The sequence below is a fragment of the Variovorax sp. OK212 genome (assembly GCF_900112425.1).
Taxonomy (GTDB): domain Bacteria; phylum Pseudomonadota; class Gammaproteobacteria; order Burkholderiales; family Burkholderiaceae_C; genus Variovorax.
This window is the reverse complement of the sequence record NZ_FOLP01000003.1, coordinates 191,468-207,966: the sequence shown is the minus strand read 5'-3', so window position 1 is coordinate 207,966 and position 16,499 is coordinate 191,468. Positions and strand designations below refer to the sequence as shown.

18 protein-coding genes are annotated in these 16,499 nt (G+C 68.8%); 9 read left to right on the top strand and 9 right to left on the bottom strand.

The features are described from left to right. Nucleotides 1–12: 12 nt before the first annotated feature. The gene (locus tag BM004_RS11455; RefSeq protein WP_093122420.1) at nucleotides 13–654 is read right to left on the bottom strand and encodes a peroxiredoxin; all 642 of its coding nucleotides are present in this window, start codon (nucleotides 652–654) and stop codon (nucleotides 13–15) included. A gap of 180 nt (nucleotides 655–834) precedes the next feature. Next, the gene (locus tag BM004_RS11450) at nucleotides 835–1,749 is read right to left on the bottom strand and encodes a LysR family transcriptional regulator (RefSeq protein ID WP_093122423.1); all 915 of its coding nucleotides are present in this window, start codon (nucleotides 1,747–1,749) and stop codon (nucleotides 835–837) included. 134 nt (nucleotides 1,750–1,883) lie between these two features. On the opposite strand from BM004_RS11450, the gene BM004_RS11445 reads away from it, so the two are divergent. Beyond that, on the top strand, nucleotides 1,884–2,531 hold the full coding sequence (locus BM004_RS11445; protein WP_093122426.1) for an FMN-dependent NADH-azoreductase: 648 nt from the start codon (nucleotides 1,884–1,886) through the stop codon (nucleotides 2,529–2,531). A 69-nt stretch (nucleotides 2,532–2,600) separates the two neighbouring features. Here the strand turns inward: BM004_RS11445 and BM004_RS11440 are convergent, their stop codons facing one another. The 4 genes from BM004_RS11440 to BM004_RS11425 are packed head-to-tail and all read right to left on the bottom strand — an operon-like array spanning nucleotide 2,601 to nucleotide 5,496. Continuing rightward, nucleotides 2,601–3,155, bottom strand: coding sequence for an NADPH-dependent FMN reductase (locus tag BM004_RS11440; protein WP_093122429.1), 555 nt, complete (start codon nucleotides 3,153–3,155; stop codon nucleotides 2,601–2,603). A gap of 52 nt (nucleotides 3,156–3,207) precedes the next feature. Then, nucleotides 3,208–3,939 (bottom strand): amino acid ABC transporter permease, encoded by a 732-nt coding sequence (locus BM004_RS11435; protein WP_093214063.1) that lies wholly within the window; start codon nucleotides 3,937–3,939, stop codon nucleotides 3,208–3,210. Further along, nucleotides 3,930–4,640, bottom strand: a complete 711-nt coding sequence (locus BM004_RS11430) for an amino acid ABC transporter permease (RefSeq protein ID WP_093214061.1) — start codon at nucleotides 4,638–4,640, stop codon at nucleotides 3,930–3,932. Before BM004_RS11430 ends, BM004_RS11435 begins: the two co-directional genes overlap by 10 nt. Nucleotides 4,641–4,662: 22 nt before the next feature. Further along, nucleotides 4,663–5,496 (bottom strand): ABC transporter substrate-binding protein, encoded by an 834-nt coding sequence (locus BM004_RS11425; protein WP_093213329.1) that lies wholly within the window; start codon nucleotides 5,494–5,496, stop codon nucleotides 4,663–4,665. 168 nt (nucleotides 5,497–5,664) lie between these two features. On the opposite strand from BM004_RS11425, the gene BM004_RS11420 reads away from it, so the two are divergent. The 5 genes from BM004_RS11420 to yjjJ all read left to right on the top strand — a co-directional run bounded on the left by BM004_RS11420 (nucleotide 5,665) and on the right by yjjJ (nucleotide 10,960). Beyond that, nucleotides 5,665–6,633 (top strand): aliphatic sulfonate ABC transporter substrate-binding protein, encoded by a 969-nt coding sequence (locus BM004_RS11420; protein ID WP_093213327.1) that lies wholly within the window; start codon nucleotides 5,665–5,667, stop codon nucleotides 6,631–6,633. Between the two features lie 15 nt (nucleotides 6,634–6,648). Then, on the top strand, nucleotides 6,649–7,872 hold the full coding sequence (gene solA / locus BM004_RS11415; protein ID WP_093213325.1) for an N-methyl-L-tryptophan oxidase: 1,224 nt from the start codon (nucleotides 6,649–6,651) through the stop codon (nucleotides 7,870–7,872). A gap of 78 nt (nucleotides 7,873–7,950) precedes the next feature. Next, nucleotides 7,951–8,883: a 2-dehydropantoate 2-reductase gene (gene panE / locus BM004_RS11410; RefSeq protein ID WP_093213323.1), complete on the top strand. Its 933-nt coding sequence runs from the start codon at nucleotides 7,951–7,953 to the stop codon at nucleotides 8,881–8,883. After that, on the top strand, nucleotides 8,883–9,548 hold the full coding sequence (locus BM004_RS11405) for an Asp/Glu/hydantoin racemase (protein WP_093213321.1): 666 nt from the start codon (nucleotides 8,883–8,885) through the stop codon (nucleotides 9,546–9,548). Before panE ends, BM004_RS11405 begins: the two co-directional genes overlap by 1 nt. A 107-nt stretch (nucleotides 9,549–9,655) precedes the next feature. Then, nucleotides 9,656–10,960 carry a type II toxin-antitoxin system HipA family toxin YjjJ gene (gene yjjJ / locus BM004_RS11400; protein WP_256219862.1) on the top strand — a complete coding sequence of 435 codons (1,305 nt, stop codon included), beginning with the start codon at nucleotides 9,656–9,658 and terminating at the stop codon, nucleotides 10,958–10,960. A 10-nt stretch (nucleotides 10,961–10,970) separates the two neighbouring features. On the opposite strand, the gene BM004_RS11395 is transcribed toward yjjJ, so the two are convergent. Beyond that, a complete protein-coding gene (locus BM004_RS11395; RefSeq protein ID WP_093213317.1) occupies nucleotides 10,971–12,347 on the bottom strand; it encodes an NAD(P)/FAD-dependent oxidoreductase in 1,377 nt (458 codons plus the stop codon). Nucleotides 12,348–12,460: 113 nt separating this feature from the next. Here BM004_RS11395 and BM004_RS11390 point away from each other — a divergent pair, with 113 nt between their 5' ends. Together BM004_RS11390 and BM004_RS11385 are read left to right on the top strand one after the other, a co-directional pair. Continuing rightward, on the top strand, nucleotides 12,461–13,330 hold the full coding sequence (locus BM004_RS11390; protein WP_093213315.1) for an AraC family transcriptional regulator: 870 nt from the start codon (nucleotides 12,461–12,463) through the stop codon (nucleotides 13,328–13,330). Between the two features lie 20 nt (nucleotides 13,331–13,350). Next, a complete protein-coding gene (locus BM004_RS11385; protein ID WP_256219861.1) occupies nucleotides 13,351–14,403 on the top strand; it encodes an alpha/beta hydrolase family protein in 1,053 nt (350 codons plus the stop codon). Here the strand turns inward: BM004_RS11385 and BM004_RS11380 are convergent. Continuing rightward, nucleotides 14,397–14,666: a helix-turn-helix domain-containing protein gene (locus tag BM004_RS11380; protein WP_093213313.1), complete on the bottom strand. Its 270-nt coding sequence runs from the start codon at nucleotides 14,664–14,666 to the stop codon at nucleotides 14,397–14,399. The two genes, BM004_RS11385 and BM004_RS11380, sit on opposite strands and share 7 nt — an antisense overlap. Beyond that, nucleotides 14,663–15,577: a serine O-acetyltransferase EpsC gene (epsC, locus tag BM004_RS11375; RefSeq protein ID WP_093122454.1), complete on the bottom strand. Its 915-nt coding sequence runs from the start codon at nucleotides 15,575–15,577 to the stop codon at nucleotides 14,663–14,665. Before epsC ends, BM004_RS11380 begins: the two co-directional genes overlap by 4 nt. A 147-nt stretch (nucleotides 15,578–15,724) precedes the next feature. Between epsC and BM004_RS11370 the strand changes: the two genes are divergently transcribed. Beyond that, on the top strand, nucleotides 15,725–16,489 hold the full coding sequence (locus BM004_RS11370) for a DUF4261 domain-containing protein (RefSeq protein ID WP_218152684.1): 765 nt from the start codon (nucleotides 15,725–15,727) through the stop codon (nucleotides 16,487–16,489). Nucleotides 16,490–16,499: the final 10 nt, after the last annotated feature.

The window sequence follows — 16,499 nt, the reverse complement described above, 5'->3', positions numbered from 1 at the left end:
GCTGCCCTGCCCTTACTTGTTCGGCTGCGGCGTGATGCGCAGGTAGGGCTTCACGGCCTTGAAGCCCTTGGGGAAGCGCTCCGCCAGCTCGGCCGGGTCCTGGATGCTCGGCACGATGACCACGTCGTCGCCGTCCTTCCAGTTCACGGGCGTGGCCACCTTGTGGCTGTCGGTGAGCTGCAGCGAGTCGATCACGCGAATGATCTCGTCGAAGTTGCGCCCGGTCGATGCCGGGTACGTGATGGTCGTGCGGATGACCTTCTTCGGGTCGATGATGAACACGCTGCGAACGGTGGCCGTGGCCGAGGCGTTCGGGTGGATCAGGTCGTACAGGTCGGCCACCTTGCGGTCGGCGTCCGCAATGATGGGGAAGTTGACCGTGGTGTTCTGCGTCTCGTTGATGTCCGAGATCCATTCCTTGTGCTTGGTGGCCGGGTCGACGCTCAGCGCGATGGGCTTCACGCCGCGCTTGGCGAACTCGCCCGACAGCGCCGCCGTCTTGCCGAGTTCGGTGGTGCACACGGGCGTGAAGTCGGCCGGGTGCGAGAAGAACACGACCCACGAGTCGCCGGCCCACTGGTAGAAGTCGATCGGGCCTTCGCTGGAATCCTGGGTGAAATTGGGGGCGGTGTCGCCGAGACGCAGAGTTGCCATGGTCGCTCCTGGATGGATGGGAGCCTCGGATTGTGCGAACCATCGCTTCAATGACAAACGAATATCTGCTTGTTTGGATATGACGTTTTCTGCATAACGAATTCGGAGCGCAGCGGCATATCGCTATCTTTTAGATAGCAAACTTCGTAACACGGGTGCGCGCGAGCGCTTCTTTTCGCCTCAGAACATCCGCATGTCGACGTTCTGCATGTGCTCGGCCAGGAAGTCGATCAGCCGCCGCACCGCCGGCACCAGCGCCCGCCGCGCCGGAAACACCATGTGCGCCACCACCGGCGACGGCCCCCAGCCCGGCAGCACCCGCACCAGGCGGCCCGCCTCCACGTCGGCCCGGCACATGTAGTCGGGCAGCAGGGTCGCGCCCACGCTGCCCAGCGTGCCGTACTGCAGCGTGGCCAGGTCGTCCGCCACGTAGCGCGGCACGTGCGTGTGCACGTGGATCTCGCCGTGCGGCCCTTCGAGCCGCCAGTCGGCGCGCCCGTCGCCGTTGACCGACATCGATGCCGTCGGCAGCTTCGCCAGGTCGGCGGGCGACTCGATGGGCCCGAAGCGCGCCATCAGCTCCGGGCTCGCCACCAGCACGCCGCGGCTGGTGCCGAAGGTCTTGGCCACCAGCAAGGCGCTGTCCTCGATGACGGGGCGCACGCGCAGCGCGATGTCGATGCCCTCCTCGATCAGGTCGACCGGCCGGTTGATCACGCGCATGTCGATGCGCACCGCCGGGTACAGGCCCATGAAGACCGGCATCAGCTGCGCCAGCCCGCTGTGCGAAATGGTCACCGGGCAGCTCAGCCGCACCAGCCCGCTGGGTTCGGTCTGTACCTGCGCCACCGCCTCGGCCGCCGCCTGCGCCGCGTCGCGCATGGCGGAGGCGTGGCGCAGGTAGATCTCGCCGGCCGGCGTGAGCGACAGCCGGCGCGTGCTGCGCTGCATCAACTGCACACCCAGGCGCTCTTCCAGGTCGGCCACGCGGCGCGACAGGCGCGACTTGGGAATGCCCAGCGCCCGGCTGGCGGCGGCAAAACCGCCGCGTTCGGCCACTTCAGCGAAAAAAACCATGTCGTTGAGGTCTTGCATGGGTCAATTGTCCCGCAAACAGAACGATGAGTGCGATTTTTGGCTACTTATCACCCACTCGATCCAAAAATAGAATTCTCACATCCGCCGGCCAATTGAGCGCCGACAGCCAACACAGAAAGCGATTGATTGACATGAAGCTGCTCCACATCGACTCCAGCATCCTCGGCACCAACTCGACCTCGCGCCTGCTCTCGGCCGAAGCCGTGACCGCATGGCGCGCCGCCCACCCCGACACCGACGTCGACTACCTCGACCTGGCCGTGGACACCCCATCGCACTTCAGCGCCGACGCGCTGGGCATCAAGACGGGCGTGCAAGCCCAGCCGACCGAAGCGCAGCTGCGTGAAAACGCCCTGTCGGAAAAGCTGGTGAGCCAGTTCCTGGCCGCGGACGTGATCGTCATCGGCACGCCGTTCTACAACTTCTCGATTCCCACGCAACTGAAGGCCTGGATCGACCGCCTCGCGCAAATCGGCCGCACCTTCAAGTACACCGAAAAGGGCCCGGTCGGCCTGGCCGGCGGCAAGACCGTGATCGTGGCCTCGACCCGCGGCGGCGCCTACTCGACCAGCGAAGGCGGCCAGGCGATGGAACACCAGGAGAGCTACCTGAAGGTGATCTTCGGTTTCTTCGGCATCACCGACGTGCGCTTCGTGCGCGCCGAAGGCCTGGCCATGGGCGACGAAGCCAAGGCCAAGGCCCTGGCGGCCGCCCGCGCCGACATCCTGGTGGCGACGGCCGAAGCCGCCAACCAGCGCGACGCCGCCATCGCAGCCTGAGCACGCTCAGCACCATGCAAAAAGCCGCCCGATGGGCGGCTTTTTGTCGTCCGCAGCCTGCGGGAAGGCTCAGGCCGCGTGGCTCTTGACCCAGCCCACGTACTTGTCCATCCAGCCCTGCAGGAATTTCTTCGAGCCTTCGTTGCCGATGTGGCCCTTGTCGTCGAACAGGTCGTCCTTGGCCTGCAGGAACACTTCGGGCGCGCCCATGGTGGGCACGTCGAGGTAGGCCAGGATGTTGCGCAGGTGCTGCTGCGCCAGCGCGGTGCCGATGGCGCCCACCGAGATGCCGACCACGCCGGCCGGCTTGCCCGCCCAGGCGCTCTGGCCGTAGGGGCGCGAGGCCTGGTCGATCGCGTTCTTCAGCACGCCGGGAATCGAGCGGTTGTACTCGGGCGTGACGAACAGCAGGCCGTCGGCCGCCGCGATCTCGGTCTTCAGGCGCTTCACCGGCGCGGACTGGTTGCCGTCCTCATCCTGGTTGTACAGGGGCAGGTCGTCGATGCGCAGGGTCTCGAAGGTGAAGTCCGAGGGCGCCAGGTGCGCCAGCGCGAGGGCCAGCTTGTGGTTGTACGAATCCTTGCGCAGGCTGCCGACGATGACGGCAATGCGGGTCTGGGCCATGGGTGAAGCTCCTAGGGTGAGAGTGTCGAAAGGGTCGAACTGACGAACGCGATTATGCGAACCGCCCAAGACCTTTTCTTGAAAAGTTGATGCGCCTTTTTGTAGCTGTGTGCGCTCTTTTCAGCCCCGCGTTCGCCAGCCGGTCGAGCCCGGTGCACAGCAGCCAGTAGATGGCGCCCACCAGCATGAAGATTTCCGCCGGGTAGACCATGGTGCGCGCATTCACCTGCGAGGCCACGAACGACAGCTCGCCCACGCCGACGATGTAGGCCAGCGAGCTGTCCTTCACCAGCGTGACCCACTGGTTGACGAACGACGGCAGCATCATGCGCAGCGCCTGCGGCAGCACGATGGCGCGCAGCGTGCCCCAGCGCGTGAGCCCCAGCGACAGCCCCGCCGCCCATTGCCCCTGCCCCACCCCGCGGATGCCGGCATGCACCGCATGCGCCAGGTACGCGCCGCCGACCAGCGACAGCGCGCACATCACCGACAACACGCCCGGCACGCTGATGCCGAGCGCGAACGGCAGCAGAAAGTAGGTCCAGAAGATCAGCATCAGCACCGGAACGGCGCGCAGCAGGCCCAGCACCAGCGTGAGCAAGGCCCTGGCCCCGCCCGTCGCGCTTGCCAGGCCGATGCCCCACGCCAGCCCGAGCACCGCCGAGGCCACGGCCGACCCGGCACTGAGCAGCACCGTGAGCGCGGCCCCGCCCAGCGGCCCCTGCGGGAACGCGCCCCACAGCAGGTACGGCAGGCTGTCCCAGAGCGTCTCGATCACCGCCATGCAGCCCGCCCCGGTCCCCGCGCCTGTCGCCGCGCCGCCCACGCCGCCAGCACCTCGATCGCGCCGATGGTCACCACGTACAGCAACGTCGCGAACCCGAAGGCCTGGAAGGTCTTGAAGGTTTCGGCCTCCACCTGCCGCGACGCATACGACAACTCGACCAGCCCGACCGCCATGGCGAGCGAGGTGTTCTTCACGACGTTCATGTACTGCCCCAGCAAGGGCGGCAGCGCGATGCGCAGCGCCTGCGGCAGCACCACCTGCGCGAGCACCTGCGCGGGGGTGAAACCCAGCGCGCGGGCCGCGAGCGTCTGCCCGGCCGGCACGCCGCGGATGCCCGAACGGATGTCCTCGCCCACATAGGCCGCCGCGTACAGCGTGAGCCCGACCAGCGCCGACAGCAGTTCGAACGACAGCACATGCCCCGCATACAGCCACTCGCGCGCCGCTTCAGGCAGCACCGCCGGCGCGCCGAAGTACCAGAAGAACAGCTGCACCAGCAGCGGCGTGTTGCGAAACAGCGAGACGTACGCGCCCGTCGCGCGCAACAAGCCCGGCCGGCTCGACGAGCGCCCCGCCGCCACGGCCACGCCGAGCGCCGTGGCGCCCGCCGCCACCAGCAGCGAGGCCCACATCGTCGTCAGCCAGCCGTCGAGCAGCCAGCCAAGGTAGCGGGGCGCGAGCAATTGCTCGCGCAACAGATCGATCAAGTGCGCATCGGCCTCAGTTGGCCGCCACGCGCTGGTCGCCGATCTTCAGCAGGCGCGGCAGCGGCGCCTTGCTGTTCGGGCCGAACCAGGTGTCGTAGATGGCCAGCGCGCGGCCGTTCTTCTCGCTGTCCACCAGCCAGGTGTTCAGCGCCTCCAGCAGCCGCGTTTCGCCCTTGGGCACCGCGGCACCCAGGTATTCCCTGGACACGGTGATCGGCGCAATCTCGTACCTGTCCTTGTCGGGCAGCGCGTTCCATTGCGCCGTGAGCTTCACGCCGTCGTTGGTGATGGCCTGCACGTTGCCGTTGCGCAGCGCCGCCAGCGCAAAGGGCGAATCGTCGTACAGCACCACCTTGGCGTCGGGGTAGTTCTTGCGCAGGTTCGACTCCATGGTCGTGCCCTTCTCGGTGCCGATGCGGATCTCCTTGATCTGCGCGGCGTCGGTCAGCAGGCCTTTCTTCGCCAGGAACTGCTGGCCCACCAGAAAGTAAGGCGTGGTGAAGTCCACCGCCTTGGCGCGCTCGTCGGTGATGGTGAAGCTCGCGAACACCACGTCGACCTTGCCCGAGGTCAGCAATGGAATGCGGTTGGCCGGGTTGGTCGGCACCAGTTCGACCTTCACGCCCAGGCTCTTCGCGAACTCGGTGGCCAGGTCGATGTCGTGGCCCACCTGCTTCTTGCTGGCCGGGTCGATGTAGCCGAAGGGCGGGTTGCCGTCGAACGCGGCCACGCGCAGCACGCCGGCCTTCCTGACGTCGTCCAGCTTGTCGGCCCAGGCGGCGCCCGCAAGGGTGAAGGAGCCGATGGCCAGTGCCAGGCTCGAAACGATGAATGTGCTGCGGGTCATGCCTGCTCTTCGGTGTGAAAAGCCGCGACTCTAGGCAGCGCGCCCGCGCTCGCCAACGAAGCAGATTCCGCTTGCATATGCAGCGCCGACTTGCGCATGAGCAAATGACGAAAGCTTCGTGGCGCCGAAGCGCCGCGCCTCCTACAGTCGCGGACTTTTGCCTTCGCCATGCACACCCTTTCGCTCTCCCGCCGCCAGCTCCTTCGTGCCGGCACCGCTGCCGCCGTCACCGCGGCCGCCACCCCGCTCTTCGCCCAGGGCCGCGCCACGACCCTGCGCATCGGCTACCAGAAGTTCAACACGCTCAACATCCTCAAGGGCACGGGCCAGCTCGAGAAGGCGCTCGCGCCGGCCGGCGTGAAGCTCGAGTGGGCCGAGTTCCTCGGCGGCAGCCAGCTGTCGGAGGCACTGGCCGCCGGCGCCATCGACTTCGGCCATGCCTCCGACGGCATCGGCGTGTTCCAGCAGGCCAGCGGCAAGGGCCTCGCATACCTGGCGGCCGAAAGCCCCTACCCCCGCGGCGTCGGCTTCCTGGTGCCGCGCGACTCGCCTATTCGCAGCGTGCGCGACCTGAAGGGCAGGAAGGTCGTCACCGGCCGCGGCTACAACACGCAGTACGTGCTGATCCGCGCGCTCGAGGCCGCGGGCCTGCGCTATGAAGACATCGAGCCGGTCTACATCGTCACCGCCTCCGACACCATCGCGGCCTACCAGTCGGGCAGCGTGGCGGCCATCGGCCTGTGGGACCCGTTCCTGGCCGCGGCGCAACTCGCCACCGACTCGCGCGTGCTGTTCGACGGCACCGGCCTGAGCGGCAACCGCACCTACCACTTCGCGCAGCCCGGCTTCGCGCGCGCCAACGCCGAGCTGCTGCGCACCGTGTTCTCCGAGCTGCGCAAGGCCAACGAATGGGCGCAGGCGCACCCGGCGGACGTGGTCGCCACGCTGGCGCCGCAGCTCAAGGTCGAGCCCAAGGTGCTGGCGCTGGCCACCGAACGGCGGCAATATGGCGTGGTTGCGCTCACGCCCGCCATCGCGAAGGAACAGCAGGGCCTGGCCGATGTGTTCGCGCAGCTCAAGCTCATTCCCAAACCCATCGAGGTGAAGGACGCCTTCCTCGACCTCAACCTCGTCTGACGCCGCCCCTCGCACGTGACACTCCCGACCTCTTCCTCTCATTACGACGTCATCGTCGTCGGCCTGGGCGCCCTCGGTGCCGCCACGCTCTACCAACTCTCGCAACGCGGCGCGCGCGTGCTGGGCATCGACCAGTTCGCGCCGCCGCACGACCTGGGCTCCTCGCACGGCGACTCGCGCATCACCCGGCTGGCCATCGGCGAGGGCAACGAATACGCGCCCTTCGTGCAGCGCTCGCACGCCATCTGGCGCGAGCTCGAGGCGCGCACCGGCAAGCCGCTGATGACCACCACCGGCGGCCTCGTGCTGGGCCCGCGCGACGGCGCCGCGGCGCACCACGGCAAGACCGACTTCGTGCGCGGCACCATCGCCTGCGCCGAGCGCTTCGGCATCGCGCACGAGGTGCTCGACGCGGCCGGCATCCGCCGGCGCTTTCCGCAGTTCCACCTGCAGGGCGACGAGCTCGGCTACCACGAGCGCGACGCCGGCTTCGTGCGGCCCGAGGACGCCATCGGCGCGCAACTGGCCGTGGCCCGCGCCTCGGGCGCGCAGACGCGCACCGGCGAGCGCGTGCGCGCGGTGGAACCCGTGGGCAACGGCGACACCGTGCGCGTGCGCACCGACAGCGCGGGCTTCACGGCCGACCGCGTCGTGGTGGCGGCCGGCGCGTGGCTGCCCGAGTTCCTCGGCCAGCAGGCGCGCAGCGACTGGCAAGCGCACTTCTCGGTGCACCGCCAGGTGATGCACTGGTTCGACACCGGCAGCGCCGCCGCCGACTTCGCGCCCGAGCGCTTTCCCATCTTCATCTGGATGTACGGCGACGGCGAGGAGGACTACATGTACGGCTTTCCGTCGTCCGACCCCGCGCAGCCCGCGCTCAAGGTCGCGACCGAGCAGTACGTGCACGCCACCACGCCCGACACCATCGAGCGCAACGTGAGCCCCGAGGAAACCGCCGCCATGTACCGCGAGCGCGTGGCGGGCCGCTTTCCGCAGATCGACGGCCGCGCCCTGAAGGCGCGTGCCTGCATGTACACCGTGACGCCCGACAACCGCTTCGTGATCGACGCGCTCGACGGCCTGCCCAACGTGCTGATCGCCTCGGCCTGCTCGGGCCACGGCTTCAAGCACTCGGCCGGGCTGGGCGACGCCATCGCCGACCATGTGCTGGGCCGGCACGGCGCGCTCGACCTGTCGCCCTTTGCCCGGCGGCGGCTGCTGGAGAAATCGCCGGCCTGAAGCAGCTTCGCGCGATCGGGCGCATCATCGCGCTCGATCTTTTTTTCCGACTCAGGAGCAGCGAAGGCGATGAAAGCGATGAGATTTCTGGTGGTGGGTGCCGGCGCACTCGGTGGTTATTTCGGCGGCCGCTTGCTGGAGGCCGGGCGCGACGTCACCTTCCTGCTGCGCCCGCGCCGCGCGGCGCAACTGGCCAAGACCGGGCTGCTGGTGCAGAGCCCGTTCGGCAATCTGCAGCTGCCCGCACCCAGGCACGTGCTGGCCGACGGCATCGACGGCCCGTACGACGTGGTGGTGGTCGGCAGCAAGGCCTACGACCTCGACTCGACCATGGACTCGTTCGCGCCGGCGGTCGGCCCCGACACCGTGATCCTGCCGCTGCTCAACGGCATGGGCCACATCGACCGGCTGGTGGCGCGCTTCGGCGCCGAGCGCGTGCTGGGCGGCCTGTGCATGATCTCCGCCACGCTGGACGACGAAGGCCGCGTGCTGCACCTGAACGACATGCACGGCCTGAGCTACGGCGAACGCGCCGGCGGCCGCTCGGCGCGCGTGGACGCCATCGCGGCCCAGTTCGCGGGCTCGAAATTCGACGCCACGGCCAGCGAAAACATCATGCAGGACATGTGGGAGAAGTGGGTCTTCATCGCCTCGGCGGCGGGCCTCACGAGCTTGATGCGCGCGTCCATCGGCGACATCGTGGCCGCGGGCGGGCAGGACGTGGCGCTGTCGATCTTCGACGAGTGCTGCGCCATCGCCACGCACAACGGCTTCGCGCCGCGCGCGCCGGCCGTGCAGCGCGGGCGCACCATCATGACGGCGGCGGGTTCGCCGATGACCGCCTCGATGTACAAGGACATCGTGCGCGGCGCGGCGGTCGAGGCCGACCACATCGTGGGCGACCTGCTGGGCCGCGCGGCGCCCGCCGCGTCACCCGCGCCCACGGTGCTGCGCACCGCGTACGTCCACCTGAAGGCCTACGAGGCGCAACGCGCCCGCACGGCCGCCTGATGAGCGCCCCGCGCGACGCCCTGGCCTTCGTTCACACGGCACAGGTGCATGTGCCGACCTTCGAGCGGCTGGTGCGCGAGATGGCACCCGGGTTGCGCGTGCGGCACGTGGTGCGCGAAGACCTGCTGGCCGATGCGCGCGTGGTCGGCGTCGATGACGCCGCGCTGATCGAACGCGTCCACCAGGCGATGCACGATGCGGCCGCCAGCGGTGCGAAGGTGGTGGTGTGCACCTGCTCGACCATCGGCGCCATCGCCGAGCGCACGCCCACCGGCGATGCATTCGAGGCCCAGCGCATCGACCGCGCCATGGCCGACCGCGCGGTACGGCATGGAAGGCGCGTGCTGATCGTGGCGGCAGTGGAAAGCACGCTGGCGCCGACGATGGCGCTGGTTCTTTCAGCGGCAGAGGATGCCGGGGTGGCAGTGCGGCCGGGCCAGTTGCTTGTCGCGGAGGCATGGCCTCATTTCGAAGCCGGCGATATGGTTCGCTATGCCGAGACACTGGCGCAAGCGATTCGCGCGAAAGCTGCGGCGGCCGATGTGGTCGTGCTCGCGCAAGCCTCCATGGCCCCCGTTCAAGCAGTGCTGACTGACCTCGGCATCGAGGTGCTCAGCAGCCCCGCCCTGGGCGTTCGACTGGCGGTTCGGGCAGCCGAACGATAGCTCGAAGTATCTATTCACAAATTCATTCATATTCCATCTTTTACCAATGAAGAATAGAATAATTTATCTATTCACTTTGGTATTCAATGCCCCCCTCCTCCGCGACCTTGGCAGAAACAGCGCTTGCGTTCGTCCGCTCGCAGGGGGCTGCCTCCAGCGCCGAGATCCGGGCGCGGCTGGACATCAGCCAGCCGACCGTGTCGCGCACGCTGGCACCGCTGCTGCGCAGCGCAGATATCCTGAAGGTCGGCGCGGCGCGCTCGCAGATGTATGTCGCGCCCAGGCACGTCGAACGCGTGGGTGCGGAAGTGCCGGTCATCGAGGTGGATGCAAGCGGTGACGCGTCGGCCTTTGGCCGCATCGTGCCGCTGCAAGGGGGCCGCTGCTGGATGGACGAACAGGACGGCCCCAGCGCGCTGCACGACGGGCTGCCCTGGTTCCTCTCCGACATGCGCCCCCAGGGGTTCATCGGCCGCGCCTTTGCGCATGGCCATCCCGAACTCGGCCTGCCCGCCAACCCCGAACACTGGAGCGACGACAACGTGCTTCAAGCGCTGTCGCTCTGTGGAGAGGACCTGCCGGGCAGCCTGTTGGTCGGTGGAGAGTCGTTTCGCCGCTTTCAATCGATCGCCGCGCGGCCAGCATCGCCAGTGACCGCCAACGACTACCCCGCAATGGCGGACAGCGCCATGCAGGGCATCTTGCCGGGCTCATCGGCCGGCGGTGAACAGCCGAAGTTCTGCACCGTGCGCGACGAACGGCAGGTGATCGTCAAATTCTCTTCGGCCGGCAGTTCGCCTGCCGACAAGCGCTCGCGCGACCTGCTCGTCAGCGAGCATCTGGCACTTCGCACACTGCAAGCGGCCGGCATCGCCGCGGCCACCACGCGCGTGTTCATCGAAGCGGGCCGCGTGTTCCTGGAAGTCGAACGCTTCGACCGCACCGCCAGCGGCCGCGTCGGCATGGTGTCGCTGATGGCCTACGACGCTCAGCACATCGGCAAGATGGACAACTGGGCCGCCACCGCCAACCGCATGGCGTCGCGCGGGCTCCTGCGCGCGGACGACGCACGACGGCTGCGCTTCCTCGAAGCCTTTGGCCGGCTCATCGGCAATACCGATCGGCACTACGGCAACATCTCGCTGCTCATCGAGAACGGCACCTGGCGGCTGTCGCCTGCGTACGACGTGCTGCCCACGCTCTACGCCGCCACCAATGGGGAATTGCCGCCGCGCGAACTGGCAGCCGGCGGGTTGGTCTCGACCATCGAGACACTGGAGGAATGGCCCGCCGCGCGCCAACTGGCCACCGTGTACTGGCAGGCGGTTGCGACGGACACGCGCATCACCGCGCCGTTCCGCGCCATTGCCCGGAAGAACGCGCAGTTCACTGGCGAGGCAGCGGCGGGCTGAACCGCCCCGCTCAATCCGACTTGAGCACCGTCTCTCCCTTCAACACCCCCATGTCGCGGACGTTGAAGCGGTGGCGCTTCCAGCCTTCCCAGCTGCGGCGCACGTGCGTGACCGAGATCACGTAGTACAGGAACTTGAACATGCCCAGCGCGCGCCACATCGGCTTGCCGCGGTAGATGTCGCCGGCCAGCAGCGACATCAGGCCTTCCTTCACGCGGAACGGGTTGCCCGGGTGCATGAACATGTCGCGGATGGTCGGGTTGGTCGCGCGGTAGATGAACCACGAGTACTCGCGCGGGCCCTTGCGCGTCATCAGCTCGAACCCCTTGCGCGCCGCGGGCAGCGAGGCCGGCTTGTCGAGCGCCGTGGCCACCAGGCTTGCGCCGTCGAAGGCGCTGGTCATGGCCAGGTACACGCCCGAGGAGAACATCGGGTCGATGAAGGTGAAGGCGTCGCCCAGCATCAGGTAGCGATCGCCCGTGGCGTGCGTGCTGGTGTACGAGAAGTTGCCGGTGGCATGCACCGCGTCGTCGACCAGCGTCGCGTTCTTCAGCCGCTCCACCAGCACCGGGCACAGCGCGATGGTGTCGTAGAAGAATTCCTTCAGCGGCTTGTCGCGCGTCTTCAGGTAGTACGGCCAGCAGACCGCGCCGATGCTGGTGGTGCCGTCGGCCAGCGGAATGAACCAGAACCAGCCGTGCGGGAACCAGCAGATGCTGATGTTGCCTTCCTTCTTGCCCTCGAGACGCTCGGCGTTGGTGAAGTGGCCGAACAGCGCGGTGCTGTTGTGGTCGGGGTTCTTTTCCTTGCAGCGGAATTTGTTGGCCAGCAGCGTGTCGCGGCCGGTGGCGTCGACCACGAAGCGGGCGCGCCAGCTGCGGCGCGCGCCGTCGTCCATCTCGGCCTGCACGACGGCGCCGTCGGCGTCGAAGGCCACGTCGCGCACCTTGCAGCCTTCGATGGTCTGCGCGCCGCGCGTGGCGGCGTTGCGAAACAGGATCTCGTCGAGGTCGGAGCGGCGCACCTGCCAGGCGGAGTCGAGCGACTTGTCCAGGCCTTCGGCAAATTCGACGTAGCTGCGGTACTCGTGCTCGGGCGAGACGAACTCGATGCCGAACTTCGGCATGCCGATCTTCTCGACCTGGTCGCGCACGCCGAGCTTCTCGAACAGCTCGACATTCCCCGGCAGCAGCGATTCGCCGATGTGAAAGCGCGGGTGGTGCGCCTTTTCGAGCAGCACCACCTTGCGGCCCTGCTGGGCCAGCAGCGCGGCGATGGTCGAGCCGGCGGGACCGCCGCCGACGACCATCACGTCGCAGGATTCGTCGGCCACGCCGGGCGCCGCGGCCGTCGGGGCCACGGGGGAAGAAGCTTGAGGCAGGGACATGCGGAGGCAAGCGTCATTGTTAACAATTGATAAGCATAGCCTGCCGGCCGCCCTGAATGCAAAACCGCAATCCCGGCTAAGTACGGCGGGCCGGCCGCGGGCAAACTCCGGCCATGCCCTCGACCCCACGCCGCGCAGAACAAAGCTACCGGGAACGCGTGGCCCGCGTCGTCGCGGCCATCGTGGCCGACCCGATGGCCGAGCACCGGCTGGAAGACCTGGCGCGCCTGGCGCATTTCTCGCCGTTCCACTTTCACCGGGTCTACAGCAGCATCGCGGGCGAAACCGTGGCGGCCACGGTGCGGCGCGTGCGGCTGGCCCTGGCCACGCGGCTGCTGGAAGCCGGCGGCCAGAGCGTCACGCAGGTCGCGATGGCCGCGGGCTACGACAGCCCGCAGGCCTTCACGCGCGCCTTCGGCCAGTTCACGGGCCAGTCGCCGCGCGAGTTCCAGCAGCAGATGCACGCCGCGATGCTCGCCGGCCCGGGGGCCTCGGATGCGCCGGCCGTGCGGATCGTCGAGCGCCCGGCGCAGCGCGTGCAGGCGCTGCGCCACCACGGCCCGCCGTCGACCATTCCCCATACGCAGCGCCGGCTGCACCTGCATCCGCACCTGCACCCGGACCTTCACGACGGCACCGCCGGCGTGACGGCCTGGCTCGGCGCCTCCTTCGGCGACCCCGACGATGCCGAGGGCTTCAGGTACTACGCCGCGGCCGCCTCGCGCGAACCGTGGCCGGCGGGCGGCGACCTCGAGACGCTGGAGCTTCCGGCCGGCCGCTATGCCCTGCACTGCCTGGTGGGCCCCTACAGCCGCATCGACGCGGCCATCAACACGCTGCACGCCCGCTGGCTGCCGGCCAGCGGCTACGAGCCGGACGACCGGCCCACGCTGGAGCACTACCTGAACTCGCCGCGCACGGCCACGCAGGCCGAACTGCGCACCGACCTGCTGATTCCCATCCGCCGCGCAACCATGCCATGACCCTTGCCACGACCCTTGCCATGACCCTTGCCCTTCCCCTTGCCCGCCTTCTTTTCCTTGCCACCTTCTGGCTCTCGGTGGCCGCGCACGCGGCGGGCTTCAGCTTCATCGAGGTGCCCGCCGACGGCAACGGCCCCGCGCTGCGCGGGGCGGTATGGACGCCCTGCGCGTCCGCGCCCGGCAGGATCGCGCTCGACCCGCTGGTCATCGCCGGCACGCGCGACTGCCCCGTGGCCGGCAGCGCGCTGCCGCTGGTGGTGGTCTCGCACGGCACGGGCGGCTCCTTTCTCGGGCACCACGACACCGCCGCCGCGCTGGCGGACGCGGGCTTCGTGGTGGCCGCCATCAGCCACCCGGGCGACAACTTCCAGGACCTGAGCCGCCAGGGCCACCTGTCGGCGTTCGCGACGCGGCCGGTGGACATGAAACGGCTGGTCGACCACATGCTGGGCGCGTGGCCCGGGCGGTCGGCGCTCGATGCGGACCGCATCGGCCTGTTCGGCTTTTCGCGCGGCGGCTACACCGGGCTGGTGGCGGTCGGTGCGCTGCCCGACCTCACGCTGCGCAAGGACCTGTGCCCGGCGGACTCACGGGTGCCGCTGTGCGGCGAGATCCGCCGCGGCGACCTGCCAGCGCTGCTGGTGTCACCCGCTCGGGACCCGCGCATCAAGGCCGCCGTCATCGTCGATCCACTGAGCGTGTTCGACGCGGCGGGCCTGAAGCAGGTGACGGTGCCGCTGCAGCTCTGGGCGTCCGAGTTCGGCGGCGACGGCGTGACGCCGGACAGCGTGGCGGCCGTTCGCCGCGACCTGCCCGCGCCCCCGGACTGGCACGTGGCCGCTGGCGCCGCGCATTTCGCCTTCCTGGCGCCGTGCGCGCCGGCCATGGCCAATGCCCTGCCCGAGATCTGCCGCGACGGGCCCGGCTTCGATCGCACGGCCTTTCACACCGCCTTCAACGCCGAGGTGGTGGCCTTCTTCAGGCGGCGCCTGGCAAGCCCGGGGCACGCGCTTCAGGCGCTTCAGGCGCTTCAGACGCCTCACGCGCCTCAGGCACCGCGCGCACCTCAGTAGGCGATCGCGTTCAGGTCGATGCGCCGCACCAGCCGCGACTGCTCCAGCTGCTCGCAGCGCATGAGCAGGTTGACCATGTTGATGCCCACGGCGTCGGCCAGCTTGCGCGCGGTGACGATCGACGGAATCACCCGCCCGCGCTCCACCTCGCCCACGTAGGAGCGATTGAGGTCCGCGCACCGGGCCAGCTCGTCCTGCGACCAGCCCTTGCCTTCGCGCAACTGGCGCACGACCGTGCCGAAGTCTTCGACGAATTCCTTCATGCGCCACCTGCCTTCGGTGCGGCCTGCAGGCTGGCCTGCGTGACGCTCGCGCCGGCCGGCACGTCGTCGGTGATCCACACGTTGCCGCCGATCACCGCGCCCTTGCCCAGCGTCACGCGCCCCAGGATGGTGGCGCCGGCGTAGACGACCACGTCGTCTTCCACCACCGGGTGACGCGGCAGGCCCTTCTGCAGGTTGCCTTCGGCGTCGGTCGGGAAGCGCTTGGCGCCCAGCGTCACGGCCTGGTACAGCCGCACGCGCTTGCCGATGACGGCCGTCTCGCCGATCACCACGCCCGTGCCGTGGTCGATGAAGAAGCCCGCGTCGATGCGCGCGCCGGGGTGGATGTCGATGCCGGTCTGCGCATGCGCCAGCTCGGCCACGATGCGCGCCAGCAGCGGCAGGCCGAGCTTGTAGAGCTCGTGCGCCAGCCGGTGGTGGATCATGGCCAGCACGCCGGGGTAGCACAGCAGCACCTCGTCCACGCTGCGCGCGGCCGGGTCGCCCTGGTAGGCGGCCAGCACGTCGGTGTCGAGCAGCCGGCGCAGCTGCGGCAGCGTGTTGCCGAACTGGCGGATGGCCTCGGCCGCCACGCCGTCGATCTCGCTCGACGGGCGCGGCTCGTGGCGGGCGTTGTAGTTCAGTTCGAGCCGTGCCTGCACCAGCAGCGACTGCAGCGCGGAATCGAGCGTGTGGCCGACGTAGAAGTCCTCGCTCTCGTGGCGCAGGTCGGGCGGGCCGAGCCGCATCGGGAACAGCGCGCCCTTGAGCGACTCGATGGTCTGCGCGAGCGCGTCGCGCGACGGAAACTCGCGCGTGCCGGGCTCGCGCGACCGGCGCTGCGAATCGCGCCACTCGTCGCGCACGCCGTGCAACGCGCGGACGATGTCGCTCACTTCGAATTGGGCCATGTAGGGGTACCCCCGGTAGGTAAATGGACGGGTCAACGCAACAGATGCTGCCTCAGGGCAACGGCGGCGGCTGTCGTCGATCTTCCCGCAAAATGGACGGCCGCACCTGAGCGCACCCGCACGAACCTGCAACATCGAGGACATCACGTGAGCGAGCCCACCCCCGACCCCGACATGGTCCTGTGCATTCCCGGCCCCTGGACGGACAGCACCGAACTCATCGGCCGCCTCGCGAAGGACAGCGACGGCTACCTCTTCGCGGGGCGCATCCTGATGTGCATGGCCACGCGCTTCAGCTGCGAGCTGGTCTTCGAAGGCGCCGACGAGCGCATGCCCAGGGCTTTCGAGGTGTCCGGCCCGCACTGGCGCGACACGCCGGAGATGGCGGCCATTGCCGCGCACCGGTCGGTCGTGTACCTGGTCGGCTCGGGCGGCAGCCGCGAGAACGCCGAAGCGCTCATGCGCGCCGGCGCCGCGCTGCTTCGCGCGGGCGGCCTGGGCGTCAAGGTCGAGAGCACGGGCCTGTCGTACAAGCCCTCGGACTGGTTGGATCACTGCGAGAACCTCCATCTCTTTCTTGCGCACCGCGCGCTGGTCGTGTACCTCACGGGCGAAGACGTGTGCTCCTGCGGCATGCACAACCTCGGCCTGAAGGACGCGGTCACGCACGGCGCGGGCGACCTGCCGGAAACGATCGAGCTGCTGCGCGTGTTCACGCGCTACCTGTTCACGGAGTCGCCCACCGTCCGCGCGGGCCAGACTTTCTCGGTCGCGCAGGACGCGCCGGCCTACCGCATCGAAGAGGAAAGCGCGCAGACCTACGAAGAAGACTCGCTCTTCCACAACCCGTACGGCATCTGGCGGCTGGTGCCGCTGGTGCCACCGGTGCCACCGGTGCCGCTCGAACGCTGACAAGAAAAAA

Excerpts from the sequence above, each read along its gene's own strand:
- BM004_RS11390 (WP_093213315.1), top strand. The coding sequence starts at position 12,461 with ATGCCCTCGACCCCACGCCGCGCAGAACAAAGCTACCGGGAACGCGTG.
- BM004_RS11435 (WP_093214063.1), bottom strand. The coding sequence starts at position 3,939 with ATGGCGGTGATCGAGACGCTCTGGGACAGCCTGCCGTACCTGCTGTGG.
- BM004_RS11395 (WP_093213317.1), bottom strand. The coding sequence starts at position 12,347 with ATGTCCCTGCCTCAAGCTTCTTCCCCCGTGGCCCCGACGGCCGCGGCG.
- BM004_RS11420 (WP_093213327.1), top strand. The coding sequence starts at position 5,665 with ATGCACACCCTTTCGCTCTCCCGCCGCCAGCTCCTTCGTGCCGGCACC.
- BM004_RS11440 (WP_093122429.1), bottom strand. The coding sequence starts at position 3,155 with ATGGCCCAGACCCGCATTGCCGTCATCGTCGGCAGCCTGCGCAAGGAT.
- BM004_RS11445 (WP_093122426.1), top strand. The coding sequence starts at position 1,884 with ATGAAGCTGCTCCACATCGACTCCAGCATCCTCGGCACCAACTCGACC.
- BM004_RS11405 (WP_093213321.1), top strand. The coding sequence starts at position 8,883 with ATGAGCGCCCCGCGCGACGCCCTGGCCTTCGTTCACACGGCACAGGTG.
- panE (WP_093213323.1), top strand. The coding sequence starts at position 7,951 with ATGAGATTTCTGGTGGTGGGTGCCGGCGCACTCGGTGGTTATTTCGGC.
- BM004_RS11385 (WP_256219861.1), top strand. The coding sequence starts at position 13,351 with ATGACCCTTGCCCTTCCCCTTGCCCGCCTTCTTTTCCTTGCCACCTTC.
- BM004_RS11450 (WP_093122423.1), bottom strand. The coding sequence starts at position 1,749 with ATGCAAGACCTCAACGACATGGTTTTTTTCGCTGAAGTGGCCGAACGC.
- BM004_RS11455 (WP_093122420.1), bottom strand. The coding sequence starts at position 654 with ATGGCAACTCTGCGTCTCGGCGACACCGCCCCCAATTTCACCCAGGAT.
- BM004_RS11425 (WP_093213329.1), bottom strand. The coding sequence starts at position 5,496 with ATGACCCGCAGCACATTCATCGTTTCGAGCCTGGCACTGGCCATCGGC.
- BM004_RS11380 (WP_093213313.1), bottom strand. The coding sequence starts at position 14,666 with ATGAAGGAATTCGTCGAAGACTTCGGCACGGTCGTGCGCCAGTTGCGC.
- epsC (WP_093122454.1), bottom strand. The coding sequence starts at position 15,577 with ATGGCCCAATTCGAAGTGAGCGACATCGTCCGCGCGTTGCACGGCGTG.